Source organism: Brevibacillus jepli (assembly GCF_047229145.1).
GTDB lineage: Bacteria > Bacillota > Bacilli > Brevibacillales > Brevibacillaceae > Brevibacillus.
This window is the reverse complement of the sequence record NZ_JBFEFW010000001.1, coordinates 175,886-192,599: the sequence shown is the minus strand read 5'-3', so window position 1 is coordinate 192,599 and position 16,714 is coordinate 175,886. Positions and strand designations below refer to the sequence as shown.

The 16,714-nt window shown below is 47.8% G+C and carries 13 protein-coding genes; all 13 read right to left on the bottom strand.

The genetic code is table 11. The annotated features are described in order from the left end of the window. Positions 1-8 precede the first annotated feature (8 nt). The gene (locus tag AB1L17_RS01020; protein ID WP_412843105.1) at positions 9-290 is read right to left on the bottom strand and encodes a DUF503 domain-containing protein; all 282 of its coding nucleotides are present in this window, start codon (positions 288-290) and stop codon (positions 9-11) included. Beyond that, positions 290-2,875 carry a translation initiation factor IF-2 gene (gene infB, locus AB1L17_RS01015; RefSeq protein ID WP_412843106.1) on the bottom strand — a complete coding sequence of 862 codons (2,586 nt, stop codon included), beginning with the start codon at positions 2,873-2,875 and terminating at the stop codon, positions 290-292. Before infB ends, AB1L17_RS01020 begins: the two co-directional genes overlap by 1 nt. 21 nt (positions 2,876-2,896) lie before the next feature. Further along, positions 2,897-3,196, bottom strand: coding sequence for a YlxQ family RNA-binding protein (locus tag AB1L17_RS01010; protein ID WP_137028391.1), 300 nt, complete (start codon positions 3,194-3,196; stop codon positions 2,897-2,899). Then, complete coding sequence (gene rnpM, locus AB1L17_RS01005; protein WP_048033422.1) at positions 3,193-3,483, bottom strand: RNase P modulator RnpM; 291 nt, start codon at positions 3,481-3,483, stop codon at positions 3,193-3,195. Before rnpM ends, AB1L17_RS01010 begins: the two co-directional genes overlap by 4 nt. 2 nt (positions 3,484-3,485) lie before the next feature. Beyond that, positions 3,486-4,577, bottom strand: a complete 1,092-nt coding sequence (gene nusA, locus AB1L17_RS01000; RefSeq protein ID WP_412843107.1) for a transcription termination factor NusA — start codon at positions 4,575-4,577, stop codon at positions 3,486-3,488. Between the two features lie 53 nt (positions 4,578-4,630). Next, positions 4,631-5,089, bottom strand: coding sequence for a ribosome maturation factor RimP (gene rimP, locus AB1L17_RS00995; protein WP_412843108.1), 459 nt, complete (start codon positions 5,087-5,089; stop codon positions 4,631-4,633). Positions 5,090-5,256: 167 nt separating this feature from the next. Next, positions 5,257-9,561, bottom strand: coding sequence for a PolC-type DNA polymerase III (locus AB1L17_RS00990; protein ID WP_412843109.1), 4,305 nt, complete (start codon positions 9,559-9,561; stop codon positions 5,257-5,259). A gap of 103 nt (positions 9,562-9,664) precedes the next feature. Then, complete coding sequence (locus tag AB1L17_RS00985) at positions 9,665-11,410, bottom strand: proline--tRNA ligase (protein WP_412843296.1); 1,746 nt, start codon at positions 11,408-11,410, stop codon at positions 9,665-9,667. A 43-nt stretch (positions 11,411-11,453) separates the two neighbouring features. Then, positions 11,454-12,536 (bottom strand): flavodoxin-dependent (E)-4-hydroxy-3-methylbut-2-enyl-diphosphate synthase, encoded by a 1,083-nt coding sequence (gene ispG, locus AB1L17_RS00980; protein ID WP_412843110.1) that lies wholly within the window; start codon positions 12,534-12,536, stop codon positions 11,454-11,456. Positions 12,537-12,591: 55 nt separating this feature from the next. Then, on the bottom strand, positions 12,592-13,857 hold the full coding sequence (gene rseP / locus AB1L17_RS00975) for an RIP metalloprotease RseP (protein WP_412843111.1): 1,266 nt from the start codon (positions 13,855-13,857) through the stop codon (positions 12,592-12,594). A gap of 43 nt (positions 13,858-13,900) precedes the next feature. Continuing rightward, a complete protein-coding gene (locus AB1L17_RS00970) occupies positions 13,901-15,049 on the bottom strand; it encodes a 1-deoxy-D-xylulose-5-phosphate reductoisomerase (protein ID WP_412843112.1) in 1,149 nt (382 codons plus the stop codon). Positions 15,050-15,089: 40 nt separating this feature from the next. Beyond that, complete coding sequence (locus AB1L17_RS00965; RefSeq protein ID WP_412843113.1) at positions 15,090-15,875, bottom strand: phosphatidate cytidylyltransferase; 786 nt, start codon at positions 15,873-15,875, stop codon at positions 15,090-15,092. A gap of 17 nt (positions 15,876-15,892) precedes the next feature. Further along, entirely contained in the window at positions 15,893-16,663 is a 771-nt protein-coding gene (gene uppS, locus AB1L17_RS00960) for an undecaprenyl pyrophosphate synthase (protein WP_412843114.1), read from the bottom strand. Between the last annotated feature and the right edge of the window lie 51 nt (positions 16,664-16,714).

Below are 16,714 nucleotides of genomic sequence, written 5' to 3'. Positions count from 1 at the left end.
ACTGTTCATTAATCGTAGTATTCCGTATCCACACGAATCAACTCTACATCTGGATGGTTCTCTACAAATCGAACGACAGTCTGCATTTCTTGTTGTAAAAAAGACATCTCATTAGCAACGGCAGCGATACCCAACACGGTACGCTGCCATTGCTCGAGATAAGCCACCTCTGCCGCGGAGACGTTAAATCGGCTCCGCAGCTTGCCGATCAGACTTTTGACGATGGCCCGTTTTTCTTTCAGGTTTTGGCTAGCGGGCAGAAACAGTTCAATCTGCACACCGGCTATCATTATTGTTTCACTTCAACCATAACGAATGCTTCAATTACGTCGCCGATTTTGAGATCATTGAAGCGTTCCAAAGTCAGACCGCACTCATAGCCAGCTGCAACGTCTTTCGCATCATCTTTGAAGCGCTTGAGGGTGTCGAGCTTACCTTCATAAATCACAATGCCTTCACGGATCAAACGCGCACCAGCATCGCGGCTCAATTTACCTTCAGTCACATAGCAACCTGCAATGTTTCCGACTTTGGATACTTTGAACACTTCACGAATCTCAGCTTGCCCGATAATATTTTCTTTGAAGACTGGATCAAGCATACCTTTGAGAGCAGACTCGATCTCTTCGATTACAGTGTAGATGACACGATGCAGGCGAATGTCGATCTTCTCTTGTTCTGCCATGCTGCGTGCATTCGGTTCAGGACGTACGTTGAAACCAATGATGATGGCATTCGAAGCATTTGCCAAGGTAACATCGGATTCCGTAATCGCCCCAGCACCTGTATGAATGATCTTCACACGAGTTCCGTTGACATCGATTTTCTCCAAAGCGCCACGCAGAGCTTCTACAGAACCTTGTACGTCACCTTTAACAATCAGGTTCAACTCTTTGATGTCGCCTTCTTGGATGTGTTGGAACAAGTCATCCAAAGATACGCGGGAGCTCTCACGACGCTCGGATTCACGCTGCTTGGATGCACGTGCTTCGCCGATTGCGCGGGCTTTCTTCTCGTCTTCAAAGACACGGAATTGGTCGCCTGCTTGTGGAACGTCATTCAGACCTGTGATTTCTACTGGCGTAGATGGACCAGCTTCTTTCAGACGGCGTCCTTTGTCGTTAACCATCGCACGTACACGACCGAAAGCAGATCCTACTACGATAGGGTCGCCAACACGCAGTGTTCCTTGTTGAACCAAAATGGTTGCAACTGGACCGCGTCCCTTGTCAAGCTCAGCTTCTACTACAGTACCGCGAGCACGTTTGTCTGGGTTTGCTTTCAGTTCTTGTACTTCGGATACAAGCAGGATGTACTCCAGCAATTCCTCGATACCTGTGCGCTGTTTAGCGGACAATGGGGAGAAGATTGTATCGCCGCCCCACTCTTCGGCAACGAGCTCATACTCGGTCAGCTCTTGCTTGATACGGTCAATATTGGCTTCTGGTTTGTCAACCTTGTTAACAGCTACGATGATTGGTACATTCGCTGCTTTCGCGTGGCTGATCGCCTCAATTGTTTGCGGCATGACACCGTCATCTGCTGCAACAACCAGAATGGTAATATCTGTAATTTGCGCACCGCGTGCACGCATGGTTGTGAACGCCGCGTGACCTGGTGTATCGAGGAAAGTAATTTTCTTTCCTTTGATCTCAACTTGGTACGCTCCGATATGCTGTGTAATTCCGCCTGCTTCTCCCGCTACTACATTTGTAGAGCGGATCGCATCCAGCAAAGTTGTTTTTCCGTGGTCAACGTGACCCATGATGGTAACAACTGGTGGACGCTCCAAGAGACTTTCTGGTGCATCTACTTCTTCCAATGTTTCGAAGTTGGTTTCATCGATGATGATTTTTTCTTCCACTTCTACATTGTAGTCTGCACAAATAAGTTCGATCGCTTCACGATCAAGGTACTGGTTGATTGTTGCCATGATGCCCAGACCAAACAGCTTTTTGATAACTTCTGCTGGTTCCTTGCGCAATTTTACTGCCAGCTCATTCACAGTCAAGGACTCTGTGAAAGTAATCTTTGTAGGTGGTTCAAGAACGGGACGTTGCGGCTTTTGGCCACCACGATTGTTATTGCCACGGCGATTATTTTGGTTATAGCGGTTATTACCACCGCCACGGAAAGGCTGACTCTTTTTGTTATCTTCAAAAGTCTTTTGAGTCTGTGGACCCTTCTTGATTTTCTCGCGTTTTTCCGTTCCCACGTTTGAAGGAAGTTTAACTTTGTCTTCAAACTCTTCACCAGTACGTCCCTCTGTTTGGTTAGCAGTAGGTTGAGTGGAAGAGCCAGGTCTCTGAGCTGGACGCTGTTGGTTTTGCGGTCGTTGCTGATTGTTCTGTGGTCTTTGTTGGCCTTGGCCTTGTGGTCGTTGCTGGTTACCTTGTGGCTTGCGGTCATTCGGCTTTGCGGGTTGACTTCTCATATTGTTTGGTTTTCTCTCCTGATTCTTCCCCTGATTTTTTCCATGCTGAGGACTTTGCTGATCGGAATTGGCACTCGCACTGTTGTTAGCTGGACGATTGATGTTTGATGTGCTTCCTCCACGATCGCTGTTAGGTCTGTCATTTCTAACCGGTTGAGCTTGCCCCGCTTGTTGTTGGGGTTTGTTCTGTTGTCCTCTGGAGTCGTTGGGGCGTCGTTGATCTTCCGTTTGTTTGGGTCGTGCATCACTTGACGTATTGCGCACTTCTGGTTTGGCACCAGAACGCAATTTGGCCATGTGATCCTCGATCCTTTTGATCGTCCCTTCTTCCATGATACTCATATGATTTGCTACTTCTATATTCAATCGTTTTAGCAAATTGAGGATTTCCTTGCTGCTCATGTTGTGCTGTTTGGCATATTCATACACACGTGTCTTCAAATATACTTCACCCTTTCTAAGTTAGGTGAGCAGACGCTGAATGCTTTCGGCCAATTTCCCATCGGTTACCGCCACGGTAACGCGCCCATCTTTTCCGATTGCGTGTCCCAATGAATGTCGGTCGCCAGTGGTTACACATGAGACACCGTAATAGGAACATTTATCCTTAACTTTCTTGGCGGTATTGTCTGATGCATCAGATGCGAGCAATACCAGTCGGGCCTGACCATTACGAACAGCGGTAATAACCAATTCCTCCCCGGTAACAATCTTCCTCGCACGCATCGCCAATCCGAGTAATTGTGCTGCTTTTGGGATCATTTTCCCATCATCTCCAGCCACTTCTCACGGAAAGCATCATACTTTTCTTGGGAGATGGACATATTTAGGGCACGTTCCAGCACTTTTTTCCATTTTCCCGATGCGAACGCATCCGGCTTCAGACAGCTTTCCTGCCGACACACATAGGTACCGCGTCCCGCCGCCCTTCCAGTAAGATCAATGACGATCTCTTCTTCTGGCGTCCGGACGACGCGGATTAATTCCTTTTTCGGAAACATTCCTTGGCAAACAATGCACTTACGCAACGGGATCTTTTTTTGCTTCATGATTATTCGTTGTCCGTCCCTTCATCGCTCTCTACTTCTTTCGGATAAGCGATGCCTTCTTGGTCGGCTTGGGACTCGCTCTTGATATCGATCTTCCAGCCAGTCAGCTTAGCTGCCAGGCGTGCGTTTTGACCGCGTTTACCAATTGCCAGAGACAATTGATAGTCAGGAACGATCACACGTGTAACCTTCTCCGTCACGTTGACCTCAACATGCAGCACCTTTGCAGGGCTAAGTGCATTGGCTACGTATTCGGCAGGATCTTCCGACCAACGAACGATGTCGATCTTCTCGCCTTTGAGCTCAGTAACGATCGTTTGGACACGCATGCCCTTTGGACCGACACATGCGCCCACTGGATCTACATCTGCGTTGATGGAATGCACAGCGATCTTCGAGCGATCACCTGCTTCACGCGCTACAGACTTGATTTCAACCACACCGTCATATATTTCTGGCACTTCTAATTCAAAGAGGCGCTTCAAGAGCCCCGGGTGAGTACGGGAAACGACGATTTGCGGTCCTTTAGTGGTTTTCTCTACTTTGATGATGTATGCCTTCACACGATCTTGTGATTTAAAATCTTCGGATGGCATTTTTTCCGTGATCGGCATAACGGCTTCCGCCTTACCCAGATCAATGTAATAATTGCGAGCGTCCATACGTTGAACGACGCCAGTAACGATATCGTCTTCACGCTCAATAAACTCGCTGTAGATCAAACCGCGCTCCGCTTCACGAATGCGCTGTGTAACCACTTGCTTCGCTGTCTGAGCGGCAATACGACCGAAATCACGAGGCGTTACCTCGATTTCTACGATGTCCTCCAGACGGAAGTTAGGATCGATTTCTTGTGCTGCTTCTTGAGAGATCTCAAGGCGCGCGTCCAAAACCTCTTCGACTACGCTCTTACGCGCAAACACACGCACCATACCTGAATGACGATTTACATCCACCCGCACATTTTGGGCCGAGTTGAAGTTACGTTTGTATCCAGAGATAAGAGCCGCTTCGATGGCCTCGATCAGTACGTCTTTGGTGATGCCTTTCTCTCTCTCAATGGCTTCTAAAGCCTCGATAAAATCGCCGTTCATGACTTTCGTTGCCTCCTCCTTTACTTACCACGGGCTAACACTGGCCGAGACAACTAAAAAATAATTGCCATTCTAGCCGTGTCAATTTGCTCTTGGGAAATTACATACGTTTTCTTTGCTTCTTTTACTGTCAGCTTGCCATCCTCATAGGATATCAGTTCGCCTTCGAACGTGGTTGCACCTTCTATTGGCTCTTTTGTTGTGATATGCACATTTTTGCCGACAGCTTTCGTGAAATCCTTATCCTTACGCAATGGGCGCTCAGCACCCGGCGAAGATACTTCTAAAAAGTATGCTGTAGGGATGGGATCTACTTCGTCTAGTTTTTCGCTCAGCTTCTCGCTGACAAGGCGGCAGTCATCGATGTCGATGTTGCCAGTTTCATTGTCGATAAACACGCGCAGAAACCAGTTGCTGCCTTCCTTTTTGTACTCGATGTCAACCAGCTCCAGGCCCACTTCTTCAACAATGGGCGTGACGAGTTCAGTGACGATGCTCGTTACCTTGCTCAAGCAAGTACCTCCTTCTCATTTGAACCATGAGGTGTAGCCAGAAAGAAAGAGTGGGTTTCCCCACTCTCGATCAGCCATGCGTATAAAACCAGTATTTCCAAAAAAATTATAGCATAACAGCCCTCCGCTGACAACCTTTGGATGACTCTCTGCCTAGACAGCACGCCTTAGAACAAGGATAGCTGATTGGATTCTGGCAACCCTTTCAATGCCCCCTGCTCGTCCAGGAACTCCAATATGGTCTTGGAGATGCGTGAACGGGATAGGAGGTCTTCCTTGGACAAAAACTCTCCATGCTCTCTAGCCTGCACCATACTGATCGCTGCGTTCGTCCCCAAACCAGGCAGGGCGTTGAATGGAGCAATGAGAGAATCTCCTTCGATCAAGAAGCGAGTAGCGTCCGATTTGTACAGATCAACGTTGGTAAAACGGTAGCCACGCTCTACCATCTCCAGTGCCATCTCCAAAACAGTCAGCAATGCTTTTTCTTTTGGCTGTGCATCGTGTCCTTTACCCTCGATCTCTTCAATCTTTTGCTTAATCGCTGCTGAACCTTTGACCATCAGTGGGATGTCGAAATCATCTGCGCGAACAGTGAAGTAAGTCGCGTAAAACTCCAGCGGACGATGAACCTTAAAGTAAGCAATCCGCACAGCCATCATGACGTAAGCAGTCGCGTGCGCCTTCGGGAACATGTACTTAATCCGCTGGCATGACTGAATATACCATTCGGGCACGTTGTTATTGCGCATTTCTTCCTGATCTTCTTCAGGAACCCCTTTACCCTTACGCACGGACTCCATGATCTTAAAGGCACGAGAAGGCTCCAGCCCTTTATAGATCAAATACACCATGATATCGTCACGACAACCAATTACGTCTGGCAGCTTGCACGTACCATTGCGGATCAGGTCCTGAGCATTATTCAACCAAACGTCTGTACCGTGTGAAAGTCCAGAAATCTGAACAAGCTCGGCAAATGTAGTCGGTTTGGTGTCTTCGAGCATCTGACGTACGAATTTGGTTCCAAACTCCGGGATGCCAAGGGTCCCCATGTTTGTACCGATTTGCTCCGGTGTGACCCCTAACGCTTCCGTCGTACTGAAAATGGACATCGTCTTTTTATCATCAAGTGGAATGGTCTTCGGGTCCATTCCTGTCAAGTCCTGCAGCATACGAATGACGGTCGGATCATCGTGTCCAAGAATATCGAGTTTCAGCAAGTTATCGTGAATGGAGTGGAAGTCGAAATGTGTCGTGCGCCATTCTGACTCGTTATCGTCTGCCGGGAACTGGATGGGACAAAAGTCTTCAATCTCCATGTAGTCAGGAACAACAATAATTCCGCCTGGATGCTGGCCTGTTGTTCTTTTTACACCTGTGCAGCCGTTCACGATTCGGGCTATCTCCGCATTGCGCAAAGTCATTCCCCGTTCATCCGCATACTTGCGTACGTATCCGTAGGCTGTTTTTTCCGCAACGGTACCGATCGTTCCTGCGCGATATACGTAGTCCGCTCCGAACAGTTCTTGCGTGTACTTGTGTGCACGGGGCTGATAGTCACCGGAGAAGTTCAAGTCAATATCGGGTACTTTGTCTCCTTTAAAGCCGAGAAACGTTTCAAACGGGATGTCTTGCCCATCCTTGGCATACATAGTTCCGCATTCTGTGCATGCTTTATCCTCCAGGTCGAATCCAGAGGCAATCGAACCGTCCGTGATAAATTCACTGTGTTTACAGCTTGGGCAACGATAGTGCGGAGGCAATGGGTTTACCTCTGTAATCTCAGACATCGTCGCAACAAACGACGAGCCTACAGAACCACGAGAACCTACCAGGTAACCATCATTCAATGACTTCGTTACCAAGCGTTGCGAAATTAAATAAATCACACCAAAGCCGTGCTTGATAATACTGTTCAATTCTTTTTCCAAGCGATGCTCGACCAGCTCAGGCAACGGATCTCCGTATAAGGACTTTGCCTTGTCATAGCACATTTGACGCAGCTCGTCGTCCGCTCCTTCAATGATCGGCGTGTACAGCTTGTCTGGAATCGGACTAATATCCTCAATCATATCTGCGATTGCATTCGTGTTCGTAACGACGATTTCTTTTGCGATCTCTTCCCCTAAAAAGGAGAACGACTCTAGCATCTCATCCGTTGTATGGAAGTAAAGCGGCGGCTGATTCCCGGCAGTTGGATCGCCTTTTGACAATAGGAAAACATCGCGGAAGATTTCGTCCTGAGGATTGAGAAAATGCACATCCCCTGTCGCTACGACCAGCTTGCCGAGCTCTTTTCCCATTTCGACGATCTTTTGATGATAGCCCTTCATCGTATCAAGCGACGGAATTTCTTCATTACGCAAGAGTGGTGAGTAATGAGCAATCGGTTGTAATTCTATATAGTCGTAAAATGCTGCTACTTCCTTCAGCTCTTCAGGTGACTTGCCTCGCAAAATCGATTGCATCAACTCACCGTCTTTGCATGCTGTCCCGATTAGCAAGCCTTCGCGGTACTTGGTCAACTGGCTACGCTGGATACGCGGCCAGCGGAAGAAGGTTTCCACATGGGAGCGGCTCACGAGCTTGTACAGGTTTTTGAGGCCTTCTTTATTTTGCACGAGAATCGTCGCATGGAAAGGACGTCCGCTCTTGTAGTCCGCCTCTTCGTTGCTTTTTTCATTCAGCTCCGCGAGCGATTGGATCTGTGCTTCCTTTATATCCTTCAACATCTGCTGGAACACCTGGGCAAGTGCCACGGTATCGTCCAACGCACGGTGAGCATTAATTAGATCTACGTTAAACTTTTTGGCTAAAGATCCCAAACGATAATTGCGCATTCCTTTGTACATCAACCGAGCCAATGGCAACGTATCTAAAAATGGATTGCTCCATGGCTCCATGCCGATCCTTTTGGCACAGGCATTGATAAATGCTTTGTCAAACTCCGCGTTGTGCGCGACGAGGATTGCGTCACCAGTAAAATCCTTGAACTTGCGAAGCACCACATCAAGTGTGTCCTGTCCGCGGAGCATCTCGTTGGTAATACCTGTAATCTCTGTCGTCTTCGGTCCAATTTCCAGCTGCGGGTCGATCAGCTCTGTCCATTGGTCGACAATTTCTGAGCCTTTCATTTTGACTGCAGCGATTTCGATAATCGTATGTTCGGACGCGTTTAAACCCGTCGTCTCGGTATCAAACACAACGTATTCTGTATTTTCATCAATGGAAATATTAGTGTCTGGTTGCAGGTTGTAAACAATATCAATGCCATCCTCGACTACGTATGCTTCCATACCGAGAATGCATTTGATATTGTTCTTTTTCGCGATGGAATACGCCTCAGGAAAAGCTTGCACGACACCATGGTCAGTGACGGCAATTGCTTTATGCCCCCACTTGGCTGCCGTCGATACGAGCGATTTTACAGAAGCAACGGCATCCAGCGCACTCATTGGTGTATGACAATGGAGCTCTACACGTTTTTCTTCTGCATGATCCTTGCGAACGACCTGCTCAATCTGGTTCAAATCATTGGCATTCATGACTAGCTCACGTACGAACGTGTCATGCTGTACACTTCCCCGTACCTTGACCCACATGCCGTCTTTCAGCAATTCGAGCATTTTCACGTCTTCTTTATCACGGGAGAACATTTTTACTGTGAGAGAATCCGTATAGTCGGAAACGTTGAACGTCAGCAAATGACGTCCACTGCGGAGTTCTTTCACTTCCACATTAAATACCGTTCCTTGAATGACAATACGGCGTTCCTCTTCTTGAATCTCGCAAATAGGGATAGGCGCATCTTTGATTTCATAGCCCATCATGAGCGTAGTAACAGCCTCAGCTTTATCAGAGCCTTTACTATCTTGCTGAACAGCCGTCATCACGACTTCCACGAGAGCACGTTCTTCTTCATTGCGTTGTTCCACGAAAGCTTTGTACGCATCATCGCTTTCTTCTCCATGGAAGGTGAAGCGCATCGAGCAATCTGTTGCTTTTTGAAAAGCGGCCAAAAGCTCATTATCCGCTCGCTTGCGCTTGGCAACCTCAACGGTCATCTCCGTTGGCAAGTACACCTTCACTTCCTGCTGGTCTACTTGCTTGCGTGCTTGACGCATAGTGACTGCCAAGGAGTTCAGGCTTGGCTCCAACCCCGCTAGCAAGACATCCCAATACTCTTCGACTACGTGATCGAGCGCCGGCTTTTGGAGATAACGGAATCTGGCATCTACTTTGGCAAGATGTGAAAATGTATGCGTCAGTCGTTTGGTAAACGCCGCATAAACATCTGCAGGTATCATTCTCGGGAGTGTAAAGTGAAAAACCCATTCTTTGTTTTGCTTATACAGCTCTAGCTTGTCGATCTGAGCATCCACAAAAAAGCGCTCAACCCATTCGGCAGGGACTTCCATTTGTTTGACCAGCAGGGAGAAGCGATGTTTTTGCTCTTGTAAACGGTCCATGGTATTCCCACATCCTCTCAAACAAGAAAAAGAGGCACTCCCCAGTAATCTAGGGGAGTACCCCGTAAAAATTCGACAAATTTCTTCTTATTCCTGCATGAAACTAGTTGCCGAACAACGCAGCTCCAGTTTGGTCTACACGAGAAAGCAAGTCTTTCACTTCAGCGACCAACTGATCCAGCTTCACATCGTGTGTTTCACCGTTTTTGCGGATACGCACTTCCACCGTGCCTTCTTGTGCCGCTTTATCGGAAACCGTGATTCGCAGTGGCAATCCGATCAAATCAGCATCTTTGAACTTCACACCAGCACGCTCAGGGCGATCGTCAAACAAAACCTCTACGCCAGCCTTGCGCAATGCTTCTGTGATTTGTTCACTAACTTGGCGTTGCTCTTCTACTTTAACATTGACCGGAATCACATGCACATGGAAAGGTGCAACAGCTACTGGCCAAATGATTCCATTTTCATCATTGTTCTGCTCGATCACTGCTGCAATCGTACGGGATACACCGATTCCGTAGCAACCCATGATCATCGGTTGGCTGCGACCGTTCTCATCCAGGTACGTAGCACCCATGGCTGTCGAGTATTTCGTACCCAGCTTGAATACGTGACCGACTTCTACACCACGTGCAAACTTGATGACACCACCTGTACGAGGGCATTCATCGCCTTCTGTAATGTTGCGCAAGTCAGCGTACTTAGAAACCGTGAAGTCACGGCCAGCAACTACGTGAGTCAGATGATAGTCTGTTTCATTTGCACCGACCACACCATCATGGACATCTCGAACAAAGTTGTCCGCGATGATTTCCACTTTTTCAGGATCAAGGCCAACTGGTCCTACAAATCCAGCAGGAGCACCCGTTACCGAGACAATATCCGCTTCAGATGCCAGTCCTACGATCGTTGCATCGTACAAGTTTTTCAGCTTCACTTCGTTGATCTCATGGTCACCGCGCACGAGGACCATAACCAGCTTGTCGTCTACGCGATAAATGAGACTTTTGATGATTTGCTTCGCTTCGATTTGCAGTGCTTGTACCAATTGCTCAATCGTTTTTGTGCCAGGCGTATGCAATTTTTCTCTAGCTGGCGCTTCTGTTGCTGGCGTGGCAGATGGCTTGTACACGACTTCCGCCTTTTCCAAGTTGGCCGCATAATCGCCTTCTTCCGAATAAGCAATCGTGTCTTCCCCAATTTCGCACAACGCCATGAATTCATAGGTGCCTTTTCCGCCGATTGCACCTGCATCTGCTTCTACCGCACGGAAGTTCAAGCCGACACGCGTAAAGATGTTTGTGTATGCATCATACATAGCCTGGAAGTTACGATCCAGACCTTCTTGTGTCGTATCGAAAGAGTAAGCATCCTTCATAATAAACTCACGGCAACGAATCAAACCGAAGCGTGGACGTACTTCATCACGGAACTTGGTTTGAATTTGATAAAGGTTGATTGGGAGCTTCTTGTAAGAGTTAATTTCATCACGAACGAGACTCGTAATGACTTCTTCGTGGGTTGGACCCAAGGCAAAAGGACGATCATGACGGTCACGCAGGCGAACAAGCTCGGGACCGTATACATCCCAGCGACCCGTTTGATGCCACAGCTCAGCTGGCTGCATCGCTGGCATCAAGAGTTCTTGTCCCCCAGCATTGTTCATTTCTTCACGCACAATCGCTTGGATTTTGTGCAGGGAACGGAGCGCCAGGGGCAGGTACGTATAAATACCCGAAGCCAATTGGCGGGCCATCCCGGCGCGGAGCAGCAGCTTGTGGCTGGCAATCTCCGCGTCCGATGGCACTTCCCGCAGGGTAGGAATCAACATTTGACTTTGCTTCAACACGTGCGTGTCCTCCTTATGCCTCATCAGCAATCAGTGTTCATTACCCTACTGTTGTAGGTTTTTGCTCACTGACCATTTCGTTAATTTCTTTCATCAACTCTTCAAACAGCTCGGTTTCTTTTACTTTCCGAACAATTTCACCATTGCGGAAAATCAAGCCTTCGCCATTTCCGCCGGCAACGCCGACATCTGCTTCGCGAGCTTCACCTGGGCCGTTTACTGCACAACCCATTACCGCTACTTTCAACGGTACTTTCAGTGTGGAAATCGCATCCTCTACTTTGGTCGCCAAGCCAATCAAATCAATTGCGCATCGACCGCAGGATGGGCAAGCGATCACGACTGGATCGTTGTTCACGATGTCCAGGCTGCGCAGAATTTGTTTTGCTACTTTAATTTCTTCGACTGGGTCAGCTGTCAGTGATACGCGGATCGTGTCACCGATTCCCATCGACAGTACGGTACCAATTCCAACAGAAGACTTAATGCTGCCAGAGAACTGTGTACCCGCTTCCGTCACACCTACGTGCAACGGATAGTTACGTTTCTGTGCCATTAAGGAATACGTTTGGATCATCGTTGGTACATCGGAAGACTTCAAGGAAATCACGATGTTGTCGTAATTCAAGTCTTCCAGAATTTTCACGTGATCAATCGCACTCTCAACGATTGCTTCCGGAGAAGGATATCCGTACTTTTCCAAAAGTCTTCTTTCGACAGAACCGGAGTTTACCCCGATGCGGATGGGAACATTACGCTCACGGCATGCTTCTACGACGCGTTGCGTTTTCTCTTTCGAACCGATATTCCCTGGGTTGATCCGAATTTTATCAATCCCGCTCTCAAGAGCAATCAATGCCAGCTTATGGTCGAAATGAATATCGGCCACGAGAGGCAGCGGGGAGCGTTCTTTAATTTTCTTGATGGCACGGGCTGCATCCTCATTGATGACGGCCAAGCGGACAATTTGGCAACCGACATCGTGCAGTCTCTGAATCTCGGCCAGTGTTTTTTCTACATCACGTGTGTCTGCTGTCGTCATCGACTGGATGACTACGCTTTTTTGGCCCCCGATTTGCACTCCGCCTACAAAAACCGGTTTCGTCTCCTCGCGCTTGAACATTTTGCACCATCCTTTTACTTTTGTCTGTTTTTCTTTCTATCGTGTTAGTACGTGATTAGGAGAACAATCGTTGCAGATCGTTCCAAGTCACAACCAAAATTAGCAACATCAAAAAGGCAAAGCCCAAGAAATGAACCATTCCTTCTTTATGCGGGTCAACAGGTCGACCACGCAGCGCCTCTACTCCCAAGAAAGCGAGACGTCCACCATCCAAGGCTGGCAGTGGCAACAGATTGAACAAACCAAGGTTAATGCTCAAGACAGCAGCCCATTTCAACAGAATCGCCATGCCTTGTTGAGCAACCTCTCCTGTCATCTTGAAAATGCCTACTGGACCACTCAAGTCCTTCAGTCCATACTCGCCGGTGACGAGCATCCCCAAGCTTTTCAAGATCATCATAGTAAAATCGTAAGTCTGAGTCCCACCGTATTTCAGAACCTCTCCTGGGGCATACGTGGTCGCATTTGTTACCATGATTTTACCCACGTTGTTTTCGTCTTTCCCTACTTTAACTGGCACAGTCATACGTTGGCCATTGCGCTCGTACTCAAATGTTAATTGTTGATCCGGCGCTTTACTAATCTTCTCTACTACGTCTTTCCACGAGGATACAGGCTGACCTTGTATCGCAATCAGCTTATCCCCTTGCTTTAATCCAGCCTGTGCAGCAGGTCCACCCGGGATGACTTCTCCCAGATAGCTGCCATTCGGTACTCCGTACAAAAAGCCAATGACGATGAACAAGACGAACGCGAGCAAGAAGTTGGCAGCAGGTCCTGCAAAAATCGCCCAAAAACGTTGCGAAACGGTCTTGCCTTTGAACTGTCTGTTCAGAGGGGCAATCTGCACTTCTTGTCCATCCTTAACCAACTGTGCCTGTGGATGAACAGCAAACGTCTTCTCTTCCCCATCCAGCTCAAGAACGATATTTAAATTTTGCTCCAGATCAAATCGTACTACTGTACCAGTGATCGCACGAGCAGAACCAGAACTTGGCCCATCGAGCAAAATATGTGTGACCTTTCCTAACGCATCCCGCTCCACGCTTACTTCCATGTGCGGTTTCAACATATCCATCTCCGGGTCTTCCCCCGCCATGCGGACAAGTCCTCCGATAGGTAAAAGGCGAAGGGTGTATTCCGTTTCTCCCCGCTTCACGCGAAAAATTTTCGGCCCCATGCCTAGTGCGAATTCACGACACAAGATCCCTGCCCTCTTGGCCAAGAGGAAGTGTCCTAGTTCGTGCACAAAGACAAGTACCCCAAATACAGCTACTATCGCGAGAATTGATTCAACGGAATCCAAGTTGGGTAAAGGCAAGTGAACAGCCACCTTTCTGTCAAGTATCTAACACTCATATTCCTTATATGGATACGAGCGCATAAGAGCGTGCCCACTCATCAGCTGCAAAAATATCTGCAAGCTCTGGACTTGCTACCCCAGGGTGAGCTTCGCAAGTTTTTCTGACCACCTTCTCGATGTCTAAAAAACTGATTGCTCCCTTCAAGAACCTATCGACTGCGACCTCATTGGCTGCATTCAATACGGCTGTATGCGTACCACCTGCTTTGCCGCATTCATACGCTAATTTTAACAGAGGATAACGCTCATAATCCATGGCTGCAAAATGGAGCGTAGCGATCTTGACTAAATCAAGTGGTTCCGTAGGCAGTTCTTTTCTGATGGGATAGCTCATGGCGTACTGAATCGGGACCTTCATATCTGGCGTACCGAGTTGGGCCATAACCGCTCTGTCTTTGTATTCTACCATAGAGTGTATGATACTTTCATAATGCAATACGCATTCAATCTGCTCATAAGGTAAATCAAACAACCAATGAGCCTCGATCACCTCAAAACCTTTGTTCATCATGGTTGCAGAATCGATGGTAATTTTTGCACCCATGCTCCAGTTTGGATGTGCAAGCGCCTGCTCTACCGTCACTTGCTGCAAATCCTCACGGGGGAGATGACGGAACGAACCGCCTGAAGCGGTCAAAATGATGCGTGCTACATCTTCCTTGCGCTCCCCTTGCAGACATTGGTAGACGGCTGAGTGCTCGCTGTCTACCGGAATAATCGATACGCCTTTTTCTTTCGCTCGTTTCATGACGACAGGGCCAGCGCTCACCAGTGTCTCTTTATTGGCCAGTCCAATTGTTTTTCCCGCCTCGATTGCAGCTAGCGTAGGAGCAACTCCTACGCTTCCAACAACAGCAGTCATAACAAAATTGGCAGCTTCATGACGGGCAACCAGTTCCAAGCCTTCCGAACCGTAAACAATTTCAGGTTGAGACTTGCCCGCCAATCTTTCTCGCAGTTCAACGGCAGCCTGCTCATTTCCCACAGATACGAGCTCTGGCTTGAATTTTTCCACCTGACGCGTCAATAGATCGACGTTCGTTCCAGCAGCCATGGCCACCACTGAAAACTCTTCTGGGTGCTGGTCTACTACTTCGAGTGTACTCGTTCCAACTGAGCCCGTTGAACCTAAGAGCGCTATTTTTTTCACGGATTTCACCCTCTATATCTCTTTCTATATGCAAAAGGTTTTAGACAATACCTAATAGATGTAGAACCGGAAAGACGAGCAAAAAACTGTCAAAACGATCCAAAACGCCTCCGTGACCAGGAATGAGCTGTCCTGAATCTTTCACTTGGAAATGCCGTTTGAATGCCGACTCAACCAAATCACCCAATTGCCCGACGATACCAGCAACGAGTGCGATGGTCATAGCCTGATTAAGTGACAAATTGCCAAAGCTTGCATTGATGGAAAGAACAATCAAGACGGAAGCAATGAGACCTCCTAAAGCCCCTTCCACGGTCTTGTTTGGACTTATTTCTGGCCACAGCTTGCGCTTACCTATGGCTTTTCCGACAAAATAGGCGCCCGAATCAGTCGCCCAGATTCCCATAATAACCATGACAGTAACCATGAATCCATCTGGAAGATTTCGGGTAGCGGCCATATACGTAAAACCGTAGCCTATGTATAACGCCCCCACCAACGTAAGGGCGACGTGTTCAATGTGAAACTGATTTTTCCGTAGGACGGAGTAAATCAACAAGAGCAGGATGACGGGCAGCATCAGATCCGGCATGCTGATACTGAGCCAATCCGAAAATAATAGAGACGGCCACAAAATGCTTAACATCAATACATATCCGAGCAATCCTGCCAAATAAAATGACTGAATCCCAGCCATTCTCATAAATTCAAAATAGCCAATGACAGCCAGTAAAAACACCAAAAGTGAATACCAGACTCCACCAGCATACATCAATAATAGAAAAGCAGCCCCACCAATCAGGCCTGTTATTATACGTTGCTTCAACTGATTCCACCTCTCGGCTATACCGCCCCGTAGCGACGAGCTCGGCCTTGGTATTCCACGATTGCTTGATAAAAATGTTCACGGGTAAAATCAGGCCACAGCACATCCGTAAACCATAATTCTGTATATGCCAACTGCCACAGCATAAAGTTACTCAAGCGAATCTCACCACTCGTGCGAATCAAGAGGTCTGGATCGGGAATTTCGCTTGTATACAGGTAGCTGGAAATCAATTCCTCATTCAGTTGCTCTGGTTGAAGTTCACCTGCTTTTACTTGTGCTGCCATTACTGAAAATGCTTTTGCAAGTTCATCACGCCCTCCATAATTCAGGGCAAAATTCAATTGAAGACCGCTATTGTTCTTTGTCTTCTCTTCCGCTTCCAGCAAAGCTTTTAACGTATGAGAAGGCAGTTCGCTTTTACTGCCCAGCATGCGAATACGGACTCCACGTTCTATTAATTCATCCAATTCTGTCGACAAAAATTCCTGCGGAAGTTTCATAAGAAAATCCACTTCATCGCGCGGGCGCTTCCAGTTTTCAGTAGAGAATGCATACATCGTGATATAACGCACGCCAATCTCGTCTGCAACCTTCACGACTTCTTTTACAGCTTTCATTCCTGCACGGTGCCCGGCAACCCGGGGTAAACTGCGCTTGTTGGCCCAACGACCGTTGCCATCCATAATAATTGCCACATGCTCCGGAATTTTACCGGAACGATCGAATTCGGCTGGCTCCGATTGCTTTTCTTTGCGGCCCCATTTGCGCGCCAGATGTTCTAACATAAAGTGTTCCCCCGTAATGAGAGATATAGACGTACATCCCCCTCAAGCGAG